The organism is Mycobacterium sp. DL, from assembly GCF_039729195.1.
In the GTDB taxonomy this organism is placed as follows: Bacteria; Actinomycetota; Actinomycetes; order Mycobacteriales; family Mycobacteriaceae; genus Mycobacterium; species Mycobacterium hippocampi_A.
This window is the reverse complement of record NZ_CP155796.1, coordinates 6,189,159-6,202,917: the sequence shown is the minus strand read 5'-3', so window position 1 is coordinate 6,202,917 and position 13,759 is coordinate 6,189,159. Positions and strand designations below refer to the sequence as shown.

At 66.4% G+C, this 13,759-nt stretch carries 13 protein-coding genes and 1 pseudogene; 4 read left to right on the top strand and 10 right to left on the bottom strand.

Annotated features, from left to right (window positions below; genetic code table 11):
* Positions 1-41: 41 nt before the first annotated feature.
* Complete coding sequence (locus ABDC78_RS29550; RefSeq protein ID WP_178357755.1) at positions 42-1,382, top strand: glycogen debranching protein; 1,341 nt, start codon at positions 42-44, stop codon at positions 1,380-1,382.
* 4 nt (positions 1,383-1,386) lie between these two features.
* Here the strand turns inward: ABDC78_RS29550 and ABDC78_RS29545 are convergent, their stop codons facing one another.
* The 5 genes from ABDC78_RS29545 to ABDC78_RS29525 form a co-directional block, all read right to left on the bottom strand.
* Entirely contained in the window at positions 1,387-1,827 is a 441-nt protein-coding gene (locus ABDC78_RS29545; protein ID WP_178357754.1) for a MarR family transcriptional regulator, read from the bottom strand.
* 102 nt (positions 1,828-1,929) lie between these two features.
* The gene (locus ABDC78_RS29540) at positions 1,930-2,595 is read right to left on the bottom strand and encodes a GntR family transcriptional regulator (RefSeq protein WP_178357753.1); all 666 of its coding nucleotides are present in this window, start codon (positions 2,593-2,595) and stop codon (positions 1,930-1,932) included.
* 51 nt (positions 2,596-2,646) lie between these two features.
* Complete coding sequence (locus ABDC78_RS29535; protein WP_178357752.1) at positions 2,647-3,453, bottom strand: LLM class F420-dependent oxidoreductase; 807 nt, start codon at positions 3,451-3,453, stop codon at positions 2,647-2,649.
* 23 nt (positions 3,454-3,476) lie between these two features.
* Positions 3,477-5,546 (bottom strand): PhoX family phosphatase, encoded by a 2,070-nt coding sequence (locus tag ABDC78_RS29530; RefSeq protein WP_178357751.1) that lies wholly within the window; start codon positions 5,544-5,546, stop codon positions 3,477-3,479.
* A 251-nt stretch (positions 5,547-5,797) separates the two neighbouring features.
* Positions 5,798-6,016 carry a hypothetical protein gene (locus ABDC78_RS29525; protein ID WP_347133278.1) on the bottom strand — a complete coding sequence of 73 codons (219 nt, stop codon included), beginning with the start codon at positions 6,014-6,016 and terminating at the stop codon, positions 5,798-5,800.
* Between the two features lie 7 nt (positions 6,017-6,023).
* Between ABDC78_RS29525 and ABDC78_RS29520 the strand changes: the two genes are divergently transcribed.
* Positions 6,024-7,706, top strand: coding sequence for an Ig-like domain-containing protein (locus ABDC78_RS29520; protein WP_347133277.1), 1,683 nt, complete (start codon positions 6,024-6,026; stop codon positions 7,704-7,706).
* Here the strand turns inward: ABDC78_RS29520 and ABDC78_RS29515 are convergent.
* The gene (locus ABDC78_RS29515) at positions 7,703-8,599 is read right to left on the bottom strand and encodes an alpha/beta hydrolase (RefSeq protein WP_178357749.1); all 897 of its coding nucleotides are present in this window, start codon (positions 8,597-8,599) and stop codon (positions 7,703-7,705) included. The two genes, ABDC78_RS29520 and ABDC78_RS29515, sit on opposite strands and share 4 nt — an antisense overlap.
* A gap of 119 nt (positions 8,600-8,718) precedes the next feature.
* Here ABDC78_RS29515 and ABDC78_RS29510 point away from each other — a divergent pair, with 119 nt between their 5' ends.
* Entirely contained in the window at positions 8,719-9,867 is a 1,149-nt protein-coding gene (locus ABDC78_RS29510) for an enhanced intracellular survival protein Eis (protein WP_347133551.1), read from the top strand.
* An 84-nt stretch (positions 9,868-9,951) separates the two neighbouring features.
* On the opposite strand, the gene ABDC78_RS29505 is transcribed toward ABDC78_RS29510, so the two are convergent.
* Entirely contained in the window at positions 9,952-10,308 is a 357-nt protein-coding gene (locus ABDC78_RS29505) for a hypothetical protein (protein ID WP_178357747.1), read from the bottom strand.
* Positions 10,309-10,372: 64 nt separating this feature from the next.
* Between ABDC78_RS29505 and ABDC78_RS29500 the strand changes: the two genes are divergently transcribed.
* Positions 10,373-10,897, top strand: a complete 525-nt coding sequence (locus ABDC78_RS29500; RefSeq protein WP_178357746.1) for a helix-turn-helix domain-containing protein — start codon at positions 10,373-10,375, stop codon at positions 10,895-10,897.
* A gap of 85 nt (positions 10,898-10,982) precedes the next feature.
* On the opposite strand, the gene ABDC78_RS29495 is transcribed toward ABDC78_RS29500, so the two are convergent.
* From ABDC78_RS29495 to ABDC78_RS29485, 3 genes and pseudogenes are all read right to left on the bottom strand, one after another.
* A complete protein-coding gene (locus ABDC78_RS29495; RefSeq protein WP_178357745.1) occupies positions 10,983-12,059 on the bottom strand; it encodes an inositol-3-phosphate synthase in 1,077 nt (358 codons plus the stop codon).
* 60 nt (positions 12,060-12,119) lie between these two features.
* Positions 12,120-12,665, bottom strand: coding sequence for a PadR family transcriptional regulator (locus tag ABDC78_RS29490; protein WP_178357744.1), 546 nt, complete (start codon positions 12,663-12,665; stop codon positions 12,120-12,122).
* Between the two features lie 116 nt (positions 12,666-12,781).
* Positions 12,782-13,653 (bottom strand): annotated as a pseudogene (locus ABDC78_RS29485) (DUF1707 domain-containing protein).
* Between the last annotated feature and the right edge of the window lie 106 nt (positions 13,654-13,759).

Below are 13,759 nucleotides of genomic sequence, written 5' to 3'. Positions count from 1 at the left end.
GACACTGCAAGTCGGCCCGAGAAGTCGCATCATGGGAGGCGATGCCCCACGACCCCAGCTTCGCCCCCACGCAACTCGCGGCCCGCGCCGCGTATCTGCTGCGCGGAAACGACCTCGGTGTGATGACCACCGCGGCGCCGTTGCTGTACCCCCACATGTGGAGCTGGGACGCCGCCTTCGTGTCGATCGGGCTCGCGCCGCTGTCGGTGGAGCGGGCCGTCGTCGAACTCGACACGTTGCTCTCGGCGCAGTGGCGTAACGGCATGATCCCGCACATCGTGTTCGCCAACGGTGCCGACGGCTACTTTCCCGGGCCGGCAAGGTGGGCGTGTTCAGCGTTGTCGGCCGATGCGCCGCGCGCCCGCCACACCTCCGGCATCACGCAACCGCCCGTGCACGCCATCGCGGTACAGCGCATCCTCGACCACGCCCGCACCCGCGGCCGATCCACCCGCGCAGTCGCCGAGTCCTTCCTGGACCGGCGATGGGACGACCTGGTTTCGTGGCATCGCTGGTTGGCGGAATGCCGTGATCAGAACGAACACGGCCGCGTCACCGTCTACCACGGCTGGGAGTCGGGGATGGACAACTCCCCGCGATGGGACAGCGCTTACGCCAACGTGATTCCCGGCGAGGTGCCGGAGTATCAGCGTGAGGACAACAAGATCAACACCGACGCCACTCAGCGGCCCAGCGACCTGGAGTACGACCGGTACCTGTGGCTGGTCGAGGAGATGAAGACCGCCCGCTACGACGACGAACTGCTGTCGAAGTCGGTCAGCTTCGCCGTCGAGGACGTCTTCGTCTCCGCCATCCTGTCGGTGGCGTGTCAGGTACTGGCCGAGATCGGCGAAGACCACAAACGCCCGCACGCCGACGTCAAGGATCTGTATGCGTGGGCCGACCGGTTCCGCGGCGGAGTCATCGCCACGACCGACCAACGTACCGGCGCGGCAAAGGATTTCGACGTCCGAGCCGACAGGTGGATCGCCACCGAAACCGTGGCGCAGTTCGCGCCGCTGCTCTGCGGGGGCCTCCCGCACGATCGCGAGCGGGCGCTGCTGCGGCTGCTGGAAGGCCCGCGGTTCTGCGGCCACCCGGACCTGGCCTACGCGCTGATCCCGTCGACGTCGCCGGTGTCGCGCGACTTCCGCCCGCGTGAGTACTGGCGCGGCCCGGTGTGGCCGGTGATGACGTGGTTGTTCTCGTGGTGTTTCGCCAGGCGCGGGTGGGCTGAGCGTTCGGCGGCCCTGCGCCGGGAGGGTTTGCGTCAGGCCAGCGACGGCACTTTCGCCGAGTATTACGAGCCGTTCACCGGGGAGCCGCTGGGCAGCATGCAGCAGTCCTGGACCGCGGCCGCGGTGCTGGACTGGTTGGGCTGAGGAGCTACTCGGCGATCCGCTCGAGCGGGGCCAGCCCCTTGGCCAGCGCGTCGAGTTCCTCTTCGCTGAGCTTGCTGAGCAGCGCGGCGAGATGAGCCTGCCTGGAGGCCAGCGCATCCCGGTGTTGAGCGTGCCCCTCGGGGGTGATGTCGACCAGCACCGCTCTCAGGTCGGAGGGATCGCGGGAGCGTTTGACCAGCCCCAGCTTCTCGAGCCTGCGGATGGCCACCGTGGTGGTGGGTGTGCGGACCCGCTCGTGGGCGGCCAGATCGGTCATCCGGATGGGGCCCTGGTCGAGCAGGGTGAGCAGGATGGACAGCTGGGCCAGGGTCAGATCTCCGGTGGTGGATGTCCTGCCGGTGTGCCGGAGAACAGACAGCACCTTGGAGAGCACACGCTGCAGTTCACCTGCGAGCTCGCTGACCTGCGGTTCGGCCTCCACCATAATCAGCCAGTCTAACCTCTGCCTTGCTGTGAAGTTGCGCGGACGACAGTTATAGCGCAATAAACTTTTGGAGAGTCTTTGCCCGGGGCCGACGGTCTCCGGTCACTCGGCGCGCAACGCGCACAGCACCCCGCGCCGCACCAGCTCCGAGAGCAGGATCTGCGCCATCGTGTCCGAACGCTGCATGCATGCGGCCCGCGCTGCCTCCGGCCGGCCCTCTCGGATCGCGTTCAACTCCGCCTCATAGGACGGCAGCAGCGCATCACGGTGCTCGAGGTAGCCGGCCCAGAAAGCCGGCGGAATCAAGGTCTGCGACGAGTCGATGGCTGCCTGCAGCCGAGGGCCCGCGTACTCGGTGTTGACGACCCCGCGGAACCGCCGGGCATGGTGATCGAACAGCCGGGAGTCCCTGCCGCCGCCCATCAGCGACAACAGCTCGGCGAGCTCCGCAGTGATCATCGGGTCCGCGGCGGCGGCTGCCCGCGCGGACGCGGTTCCGCTCAGCAGACCGTAGAGCTCGTGATGCTCGCGCACCGTCGCCTCGTCGAACCGCTCGACGAAGGCGCCGCGGTGATATTGAGTGGACAGGATTCCGTCGTGCTCGAGCTGCACGACCGCTTCCTGCACCGGCACCCTACTGAGTCCGAGCTCGTGCGCGATCTCGTTGCGGTCCAATCGATCTCCCGACCGGAGCTTGCCGGTCAGGACCAGATTGACGACGTGCGAGACCACGAGGTCTTTCTCTTTGACCCCATACTTCTTGGGCATGGCGGCGCCAGTCTCTCACGGCGCCGGAGTCCCCGGAGCGCTTCGGCGGGTTCAGCCGGCGACGCGCCGGTCCCGCCAACGACACAGAGCTTCGGCCTGGGAAAGGTCGTAGTCGGGTCCGTTGACGCCGACCGTCAGCATCGTGACGCCGAGGCCGGCCAGTGCGTCGGCGTCCGCGAGCAGCGAGTCCAGATCTTTGCCGTTGGCTCCTGCCGAGTGCTCGATGAGCGCCGGGTCGCGGCCGACGTCGGCGCAGTGGCGGGCGAGCACGTCGGCCTTGTGCGGGTAGCTTTCACGGTCGGAGAACGAGTGCCAGATGTCGGCGTATTCGGCCACCAGGCGAAGCGTCTTACGTTCGCCGCCGCCGCCGATCAGGACCGGGATGTCGCGCAGCGGCTGCGGGTTGAGCTTGCTCAGTCTCGACTCGATGCGCGGCATGGCCTCGGCAAGGTCGTCGAGCCGGCTGCCCGCGGTCCCGAACTCGTAGCCGTACTCGTCGTAATCCTTCTGCTTCCAACCGGATCCGAGACCGAGGATGAGCCGGCCGTCGGAGATGTGGTCGACGGTGCGGGCCATGTCGGCGAGCAGTTCGGGGTTGCGGTAGGAGTTGCACGTGACGAGCGCGCCGATCTCGATGCGCGAAGTCTGCTCGGCCCAGGCGCCCAGCATCGTCCAGCACTCGTAGTGAGCGCCGTCCGGGTCGCCGTAAAGCGGGAAGAAGTGATCCCAGTTGAAGGCGACATCGACGCCGATGTCCTCACAGCGACGCAGCGCGTCGCGCAGGTGGCTGTACTGCGGCGCGTGCTGAGGCTGAAGTTGGACGCCGATACGGACGGGACGGTCAGTGGAAGAGGTCATGGCTCCACGTTAGGCGCGCCGCGCTACACGCCGATCTGGCCGCCGTCTTTCCACACCGCCACGACCGCGGGCCGCGCGGTGCCGTTACCGCCTTCGGGCCAGCGCGACAGCGGGTTGTCGATGCTGTTGTCGTCGTTCTCGCCCGGGTGTTGCACGCACACGGTGACCAGATCATCGGTGATCACCGGCCCGCACGTCTCGGCACCGAGAGGCACAGTCAGGAACTGTTTCGTCTCGCCGCGGTTCGGCCCCTCGAGTGCGACGGCGAACAGGCCGTCGTTGGAGTCGAGGGCGTTGCCGTCGGTGGAGATCCACAGGTTGCCGTGGCTGTCGAAGGCCAGGTTGTCCGGGCAGGAGATCGGACTGACCTTGGTCTTGTCGAAACCGCCGTAGTACGTATCGGCGGCCGCCGGATCCCCGCAGACCAACAGCAGGTCCCAGGTGAAGCTCGTGCCTGCGTGGTCGTCGGTGATCTCGAGGACCTGGCCGCTCTTGTTGTCGTTGCGGGGGTTGGCGGCGTCGGGTCCCGGCTCGCCGTCCACCCCGCGCACGTCGTTGTTGGTCAACGCGACGTAGACCTTGCCGGTTGTGGGATTGGCCTCAAAATCCTCGGGCCGGTCCATCTTCGTTGCGCCGGCCTTGTCCGCCGCCATCCGGGTGAACACCGCGGCTTCCTGGGCGGTCACGCCGGCCACAAGCGACTCGGCCTGACCGTCGGGCCCGCTGCGCAGCAACGGGATCCAGGTCCCGGTCCCCATGAAGCTGCCCGAGGCGGGAAGCGTGCCGGAGCCGTCGATCTCGGACGCCGGGATGTCACTGGAGAGCTTGGCGACGTACAGCGTGCCCTCGTCGAGCAGCGTCATGTTGTACGCCATCGCCGCGGGATCGGTTCCGGGCTGCATCTTCTTGGCCGAGACGAACTTGTACATGTAGTCGAAGCGTTCGTCGTCGCCCGTGTAGGCGACAACGGTGCCATCGTCGGTGATGTAGATGTTGGCACCCTCGTGCTTGAGCCGTCCCAGCGCGGAGTGCTTGATCGGGGTGGAGTTCGGGTCCCACGGGTTGAGTTCCACGACGTACCCGAAGCGGTTCGGCTCGTTCGGCGTCCGGGTGAGGTCGAACCGGGGGTCGAATGTCTCCCATTTGAGCTCACTGGGTTCCATCGACACGCCGTAGCGGTCCAGTCGGTCGGCATCAACCGGGCCAGGCGCGGCAGCGCCGTCGGCGGCACCGAAGTAGTCCTGGAAGTTCTCCTCACCGGAGAGCACTGTGCCCCAGGGGGTGACGCCCCCGGCGCAGTTGGCGAAGGTGCCCGCGACCGTGCGGCCGGTCGGGTCGGCGGGTGTCTTGACGAAGTCGCTGCCGGCCGCCGGCCCCGTCAGGGTCATCGGTGAGTCGGCGGTGATGCGACGGTTGTAGGTGCCCATGACGGGCCGCAGGCCCTCGGGGGTGCGCTCGACCTCGACGACGCCCATGCCGATCGCGGCGATCTCGACGTCGAACTGCTCCCGGGTGGGGGCGTCGGCGTTGTAGCCGGCGAACATGAACTGCGGTGAGACGTACTCGAAGTTGGTGACGAGCAGGAAGCGATTCTGCTGCCCTGGGATCGGCAGCAATCCGGCGAAGTCGTTGTTGAAGCCGAACTGCTGGCGTTGCGCGGCACCTGTCTGGTTGGCGATGTCGAACTGCGGCGCATCGGGCAGGACGGGGTCACCCCAGCCGATGACCACCGACTGCCGGTAACCGTCCGGGATGATGACCGCGTCGTCGCTGTTGGGTGCGACGGAGGCGAAGTCCATGCCCGGTGGTGGTTCGGCGGGCGCGGTGGACGTCGTCGAGGTGGCTACCGGTGCGGAATCCTGGGAGCAGGCAGCCAACACCGAACCCGCACCCACGGCCAGCACGGCGACGCCGCCGGCCTGCAGCATCGAGCGCCGAGACACCGATTTGACGACATCGCCGAAGTATTCGTTGTCGCTGCGGTTCGGAACCGGTTTCGAGCACGCATCACCACACTTGTAGACGCAGGTCACGTGCTGTCGCTTGGACTTCCCGTTGTGAGCGACAAAGAGATTCAGCGGCACAAGCGCCATGAGTTCCTGTTCCTTCCGACACGTCTTCGGCCGGGGGCTGGGCGGCCGGACCCGCGAGAAGTTACGGCAGCAGGGCAATCAAAAGGCAAGCAGAAGGTGAACAGCAGTCGACCGCAGTCACCATGCGCGCGGCCCCGCCACAGTGGTAAGGGATAACTGGTGAGCACGTTTGCCAATGCGATCCGCTCCCCTCGGGATACTGTGCAGCAAAGCCTAGCCGGGGGGTCAAGTGTGATGGGCGAGAATCAAGATCAATTGTCGCGGAGGAAATCTCGGCACACGCGCCGGTCCGAGAACTTCGCGGTCAGGCGATGGCTCCAGGCCGGGTTGGCGTCGGCGGGGATGGGTGCGGCTTTGCTGGGCTTTTCGCTGATGACGCCGGAGATCGGCGTCGCATCGGCAAACACGAACGACTCGTCTGTGTCCTCAGACACTTCCAGCGCAGCCGGCCGCGTGACGAAACGGGACACACGAGAGGTGGACGCCGACACCGAGAGTGATGCCGATGCCGACACTGCCGCCGACACCGACAGTGACCCCGACGCCGACAGTGACCCCTACGCCGACAGTGCCGCCGACGCGGACGCTGACGCCGACAGTGACACCGATACCGACGCCGACGCCGACGCCGACGCCGACAGTGACACCGACACTGATGATGAGGACACCGCTACCCACGACAGCGGCGATGGCGCGTCCCACAGCGTATCCACCGCAGATGTCCCTCAAAGGCTGGAGGACGCCACCGACGAAAGGGCCCACGCGTCGCTGCTGACAGAACCCGCCGCGGTCGAACTGACCAGCGCCGCCGTCACGGACGCGGTCGAGTCGGCTGCCGATCCGGTCCCCGCGCCGCCGTGGCTGGCTCCGCGGCGGACCTGGAACGACGTTGTCGCAGAGATCATGACCAACTGGACAACCAGACATGAGGCGTGGGTCGAGTCGTTGGATGTCAGCGATGAGAGAAAGGAGGAACTGACCGCTTCGTTCTTGGCGATGCGGCGCGGGCTGTTCAACCAGGCACCGACGGTCGCACCGATTCAGCTGAGCGGCTTGGTGAGTGGCCCCATCACCGGCGACATCAATGGAGTCGACGCCGAGGGTGACGCCATCGTCTACCGACTGATCCGCGGACCCCGGCAGGGCTCGGTGGTCATCAACGCCGACGGGACCTACACCTACACACCGGATGCGGAATTCGACGGTGTCGACACCTTCTCCGTCCGCGCGATCGACGTCGGCTTGCACATCAACTTGCTGAACCTCCTACGCCCGATCGGGACGCGCTCCACCAACCTGATCAACCAGGGGGCGATCACGTTCGACTTCGCCTTCACCGGCGACGGCTGGACCGATGAGCGGCGAGAAGCGTTGCAACAAGTGGCGAGCCGACTTCAGGAGTACTTCCGGGTCGACAGGGCGGTGACGCTGTCCTACGACGTCAACGTCGAGCTCCAGGAGGGCAGCCTCGCTTCGGCATTCAGCCCGTACATCTCCGAGCTGCCGGGGTACTGGCCCACGGTGGTCCAGTACAAGCTGCAGACCGGTCGAGACGCGAACGGATCGACAGCAGATGGTGAGATCACCTGGAATTTCAAGGACTACGAGTGGGGCTTGGGTGAGACCGTCTCGGACGATGAATACGACTTCGTGTCGACGGCGATCCACGAGCTGATGCACTCATTCGGGTTCCTCTCCTCGCTGGACGCGCCAGGAGAGAACGACGACAGGAACCGGGCGTACTTCGACAGATTCGTCGTGACCGCCCGCGGAGTGCGACCCTTCACGCTGTTCGGCGGATGGCCCGCCGCCAACGACCCGAAACTCGGCGGCGAGGACGGCGGCTTGTTCTTCGGGGGCAGGAATGCAATCGCGGCCCACGGCGGGCTGGTACCCCTCTACACCCCGATGCCGTTCGAGCCGGGAAGCTCGATCGCCCACCTCGACGATGTCACCTTCACCGGCGACGATCAGCAGATCATGAACGCGCAGACCGGTAAGGGTCTGATCGTGCGGGTGTTCAGCGATCTGGAGTTGGGCTTGCTCGAGGATCTCGGATACCGCGTCGTGATGCCGCAGGCACCGCCATACGGGATGGCACTGATCGGGTCGATATTCCTGGCCCGTCCGCGGCGCAAGGACAAGTCGGCCGCGCGTTAGGCGCCGAGCACTCCTCGCAGGAGTTCGACCAAAGCGCGCGGCTGGTCGCTCTGTACCGAGTGCCCGGAGTCTTCGACGATGTGGATCTGCTGGAAACCCGGTGCGGCACGGGCGAACTCGGCGGCATCCTCGTCGTTGACGAAGAAGGAGTTGGCGCCGCGGATCAGCGTGGTGGGGGTGGTGAGCCGCGGCACGTCATCCCACAGGTTCTCGAACCCCTCGCCCTTGCGGATGGAGTCGTACCGCCACGTCCAGGTCCCGTCGTCGAGGCGTTTGGCGTTGTGGAAAACACCTCGCCGCAACGATTCCCGGTCACGGTGCGGCGCTGCAGCGACGGTGACCTCGAGCATCGAGTCGAACGTCGGGAAGGTGCGCGCGCCCTGAACCAAGGCAACAGTGCCCTTCTGGGCGTCGGTCATCTCGGTGTGGCGTTCCGGTGCCGACGGCGTGACGTCGACCATCACCAGGTTGCGCACGAGTTCCGGGGCCGCTACTGCCATCCGCATCGCTGTCAGTCCGCCGAGCGACATTCCGACGACGAGATCGGCGTCGCCGGCGAGGTCGCGGACCACCGGTTCGACGGCGTCCGCATTGAGCTTGGGTCCGTAGTCACCGTCCTCGCGCCACGCCGAACGGCCGTGCCCGGGCAGGTCGACCGCCAGTGCGGGCACGCCCAGACCGATGATGACGGTGTCCCAGGTGTGGGCGTTCTGACCGCCGCCGTGCAGGAACACCACCCGCGGCGCGTCGTCACCGAACTTGAGTGCGCTGACCGGGCCGGCGTCGATGCGGGTGGCGCTCGGCAGGGGACCGGTCACCCCGGACTGGCGGGCGTTTTCCCTGAGGAAGACGAACTCCGACAGGCCGGCCAGCTCGTCATCGGCGTCGCTCATGGTGCGACAGTACCGCTGATATTCACGTGCGAGTGGGGGTACCCGTGTGTCACGGTCGGAGGGTGGCACACACAACTGCATTGACGATCCGCGGCGCCCAGGAGGCGGACTGGCCGGCCATGGTGCTGCTTGGCGCAACATGTTTCGGGGTCTGGCGACCGCAGGAGACCGCCGAGATGTGGCGATCGATGATGCCCGCCGACGGTGCCGTCGTCGCGTGCGACGGACCGGATGTCGTCGGGATGGCGCTGTTTCTCGATCTGAGGCTGACGGTCCCCGGCGGTGCGGTGCTCCCGATGGCCGGAGTGTCGTGGGTTGCGGTGGCACCGACGCATCGGCGGCGCGGCGCGCTGCGGGGCATGTTCGACGAGTTGCACGCCCGCATGGAGGCCAAGCGTTATCCGCTCGCCGGTCTGGAGGCCAGCGAAGCCGCCATCTACGGCAGATTCGGCTACGGCGCCGCCACCGCGGTGCATCGGCTGTCCGTCGACCGGCGGACGGCCCGGTTCCACGACGACGTGCCCGACCCCGGCGGCGTCCGGGTGGTGCGCCTCGCCGAACACCGCGGGCAGCTCGAGGACATCTTCGAGCGGTGGCGGTTGCAGAACCCCGGTGGCCTGTACAGCCCGCCCCGGCTGTGGGACGAGGTGCTGGCTGACCGCGAATACTCGCGGCACGGCGGCAGCGCCTTCTTCTGCCTGCTTCATGACGACGGCTTCGCGCTCTATCGCGTCCACGACGGCGAGGGCAAGGGCACCGTCGAGATCACCGACCTCACCGCTGTCACGCCGGAGGCGCACATCGCCCTGTGGCGGGTCCTTCTCGGGATGGATCTGATGGCGACGATCACCGTCGAATCCCACCCGGGGGAGGTGCTGCCGTATCTGTTGACCGATCAGCGACTGGTGCGCACCGTCGGCGTCGATGACGGGCTGTGGCTGCGGATGCTGGACATTCCCACGGTGCTGCAGGCGCGCAGTTATGCCGCGGACGTGTCGGTGGTGCTCGACATCGCCGATGCGGTATTGGGTGGCGGCGGAAGATTCGCACTCGATGTCAGCGGCGGCCGAGCGCGGTGCGCGCCCACCGATGCCCCCGCCGATGTGCACACCGACCTGTCGGTGCTCGGCTCCATTTATCTGGGCGCGCACCGCGCGTCGGCATTCGCGACCGCACAACGACTGCGGTGCAACGACTCCGGGCTCGCCGCGAAGCTGGACGCGGCGTTCGCCGTCGACGTTCCCGCGGAGCTCGGCTTCGGGTTCTGATGTCGCCGGAATTGCGTTCCAGCAGAGACTCTCTCGCGATTCTCCGGCTGGAATGCAATTCCGGCGGACGAGAATGGTCCGGCGTCAGCGCTTCGCGGGGACCGTCCTGATGTCCTCCGCGACCGCTGCCGCGTCCGGAACGCTGACGATCAACGTGTGGTACTTGCCCTCGTCGAGGTCGATCCGGACAGCGGCCTGCCGCGCCCGCGCGACGGCGAAGGTGCGTCGCCCCGAGGCGCGCCATGTGCCGATCTTGGTGCGCGACGGGATGTGCAGTCCCGGCGCACGGAAGCCCTGCACCTCGTCCAACGGCCGCTCGACCACGTTGATGGCCGTGACGGATGCCAGGGGCACTCGGATGTCTCGGTGTAGCGCCGCCAACTTCTCGAGGGGTGTCAGCACGATGTCGAGGTACGCGCCGGTGCGCTGAATCTTCGCCACAAAAATCTCCTCTCGGTCATACGTTATCAATATTGATAATATAACAGAAGGCGATACTGGTCAGGTGGCGTCCGCCGATCTCCTCCTGCACCCCATCCGGTTTCGTGTCGTCCAGGCATTGCTCGATGGCGGTGAACTCACCACAGGGGAACTCCGCGCGCTGCTCGCCGACGTGCCGGTCGCCACCCTCTACCGACATGTCGGCAGGCTCGCGGACGGCGGCGTGCTCACGGTGGTCAGCGAGACGCGGGTCCGCGGGGCCGTCGAACGGCGCTACAAGCTCGACTTCGCCAACGCGGTCGTCGGCGATGACGAACTTCGCGCCATGACTGTCGACGAGCATCGGCAGGCGTTCACGGTGTTTGTCGCGACGCTCCTGGTGCACTTCAACCGATACCTCGACGGTCCGGACGTCGACGTGGTTCGCGACCGCGCCTCGTTCAGCCAGGTGGCGCTGTGGCTGAGCGACGAGGAACTGGATCAGATGCGCAGCGAAATCGTCGAGGCCATCAACAGCCGGTTGTCGCACAAGAACTCTCCTGGGCGAAGGAGACGAATGCTGACGACGATCCTGATGCCGGATCCGTGATGAGTGCCCAGAAACGACACTGCGGACAGGTCCGAGATTCTCGCGAATCCCGACCTGTCCGCAGTGTCGATGACGGCGGAAGCGGTTAGCCCTCGATGAAGTCTTCCAGCTGGGCGCGCGCGACGTCGTCGGCCAGCTGCTTCGGCGGGCTCTTCATCAGGTAGGCCGAGGCGGCTTCGACGGGTCCACCGATGCCACGGTCCAGCGCGATCTTCGCGGCACGGACCGCGTCGATGATGACGCCGGCCGAGTTGGGCGAATCCCACACCTCGAGCTTGTACTCCAGGTTCAGCGGCACGTCACCGAAGGCGCGGCCTTCCAGACGGACGTAGGCCCACTTGCGGTCGTCGAGCCAGCCGACGTGGTCGGACGGGCCGATGTGCACGTCTTTGGTGTTGAACTCGCGCTGCAGATTGCTGGTGACGGCCTGGGTCTTGGAGATCTTCTTCGACTCCAGCCGCGAGCGCTCGAGCATGTTGAGGAAGTCCATGTTGCCGCCGACGTTGAGCTGCATGGTGCGGTCGAGCTGCACGCCACGATCCTCGAACAGCTTGGCCATCACGCGGTGGGTGATGGTGGCGCCGACCTGGCTCTTGATGTCGTCGCCGACGATCGGCACGCCTGCGTCTTCGAACTTCTTGGCCCACACCGGATCCGAGGCGATGAAGACGGGCAGGGCGTTGACGAAGGCCACGCCGGCGTCGATCGCGCACTGGGCGTAGAACTTGTCAGCCTCTTCGGAGCCCACCGGCAGGTAGGACACCAGGACGTCGACCTTGGCGTCTTTGAGCGCCTTGACGACATCGGCGGGCTCGACGTCGGAGATCTCGATCGTCTCGGCGTAGTACTTGCCGATGCCGTCGAGGGTCGGTCCGCGCTGCACGACGACGTCGGTCGGCGGTACGTCGGCGATCTTGATGGTGTTGTTCTCCGAGGCGAAGATGGCCTCGGAGAGGTCGAAGCCGACCTTCTTGGCGTCCACGTCGAATGCGGCGACGAACTTCACGTCGCGCACGTGGTACTGGCCGAGCTTGACGTGCATCAGGCCGGGAACGGTGGCGTTCTCGTCTGCGTCCTTGTAGTACTGAACGCCCTGCACCAGCGAGGACGCGCAGTTGCCCACGCCGACGATCGCGACCCGGACGTCATTGCTTGCGGTCATGACGACTTCTCCCTTTGTCCTACTCCGATTGCTGTATCACTCATTACGCACTCGACCCGGTCAGGCCTGGTCTGCGCGGTCTTGCGCCGATTTCTCGGCCGCGATCAATTCGTTGAGCCATTTGACTTCTCGCTCGCTGGACTCGAGACCCAGCTGGTGGAGCTGACGGGTGTAGCGATCCAACGAGTTACTTGCCCGCGCGACGGCTTCACGAAGGCCTTCTCGACGTTCCTCCACCTGGCGACGACGTCCCTCGAGGATTCTCATCCGCGCCTCGGCAGGAGTGCGGTTGAAGAATGCGAGGTGGACGCCGAAGCCGTCGTCGGAGAAGTTCTGTGGGCCGGTGTCGGCCACCAGTTCGGTGAAGCGCTTCTTGCCGGCGTCGGTGAGCTGGTAGACGCGGCGGGCCCGGCGAACCTTCACGGTGCCCTCGGGGGCGGCGTCCTCGACGATCAGGCCATCGGCCTGCATGCGCCGCAGCGCCGGGTAGAGCGAACCGTACGAAAAGGCGCGGAACGCACCGAGCAGACCCGTCAGACGTTTACGCAGCTCGTAGCCGTGCATCGGGGATTCCTGGAGGAGACCCAGAACAGCCAGTTCCAGCATTCGGGCCACCTCCTCACATCTACCGATCGTCGCTACGACGACTCAACACGTCGGGCAAGTGTATCGCGCCGATATATTCGCCGTCATATCGGTGGCGGGAAAATGACGCGGAGGTGTCAGTTGCTGGGGTAGTTGATCTGCTTGACGGAGCCGTCGCCGTTCAGCTCGATGTAGCCGCTGCCGAACTCGCTGGACACATAAATAGCCAGGTCAATGGCGCCCGGAGGGGCGGTCTCGTCACTGTTCGGGCCGATCGACAGGTAGACGTTGTCGACGTCGTCGGCCTTGATGCCCAGTGTCTCGGGGGCGCCGCGCATGATGCCGACAACGGTCGGCACATCGAACGCGGCGAGGTCGACGAGCACATCGCGGTCATCCTTGGCCGACGACGACGGGTCACCCCAGCCGCCGCGATAGACGTACTGCAGCGCGCGTCGGTCGTCGGCCGGGTCGGGCCGCTGCAGAGCGGCGTAATCCGGGTAGACGGTCAGCGAGTACCCCCGGGTGTCACCCCACTTCTGCCGCATCTGCTCGAGCAGCCCGGTCAGCCCGCCCAACGAGTGGAGTTGCCGCGGCGGAGTGAGCACCTTGGCGGGAACCCCGTCGGACTTGGCGCCCGGGTCCGAGGTGAAGTTCAGCGGCGACGGGGTGTTGCCGTAGGGCCCCAGCCGATCGCGATTCCGAGCACTACCAGCACGCCGGCCATCGCGGCACGCAGGACCCAGCCGTTGCCGATGGCCGGCGCCCGCCGGTTGACCACCCGGGTGATGACCGGCGCCGACGAGTTGGCGGTCTGCAGATCGGAGACCAGGGACTGCAGCTCGCCCAGGGTGGCAGCGGTGGTCGCCTTCTTGACCCGCTCGCCGTGTTCGGCCATCGACAGCTGGCCCTCCGCCAGCGCGGTGTCGAGGATCTGGCAGGTGTCGTTGCGGTCGCTGTCCTTTGCGCGCGTCCCTGCACCACGTCGCGCTGAGCTGCCCGAAGCCACGTCGATGATCGTAAGAGTTCCCCCGGTGATGTCGCAGGCCAGCCTTGATCTTGACTCTCGATTTGAGAGGACCGGCCGCAGGTCGCGCCTCGGTGGTCATGGCGCC

Coding starts and splice junctions, on each gene's coding strand:
- ABDC78_RS29550 (WP_178357755.1), top strand. CDS start 42: ATGCCCCACGACCCCAGCTTCGCCCCCACGCAACTCGCGGCCCGCGCC.
- ABDC78_RS29545 (WP_178357754.1), bottom strand. CDS start 1,827: ATGGTGGAGGCCGAACCGCAGGTCAGCGAGCTCGCAGGTGAACTGCAG.
- ABDC78_RS29540 (WP_178357753.1), bottom strand. CDS start 2,595: ATGCCCAAGAAGTATGGGGTCAAAGAGAAAGACCTCGTGGTCTCGCAC.
- ABDC78_RS29535 (WP_178357752.1), bottom strand. CDS start 3,453: ATGACCTCTTCCACTGACCGTCCCGTCCGTATCGGCGTCCAACTTCAG.
- ABDC78_RS29530 (WP_178357751.1), bottom strand. CDS start 5,546: ATGGCGCTTGTGCCGCTGAATCTCTTTGTCGCTCACAACGGGAAGTCC.
- ABDC78_RS29515 (WP_178357749.1), bottom strand. CDS start 8,599: ATGAGCGACGCCGATGACGAGCTGGCCGGCCTGTCGGAGTTCGTCTTC.
- ABDC78_RS29510 (WP_347133551.1), top strand. CDS start 8,719: ATGGTGCTGCTTGGCGCAACATGTTTCGGGGTCTGGCGACCGCAGGAG.
- ABDC78_RS29495 (WP_178357745.1), bottom strand. CDS start 12,059: ATGACCGCAAGCAATGACGTCCGGGTCGCGATCGTCGGCGTGGGCAAC.
- ABDC78_RS29490 (WP_178357744.1), bottom strand. CDS start 12,665: ATGCTGGAACTGGCTGTTCTGGGTCTCCTCCAGGAATCCCCGATGCAC.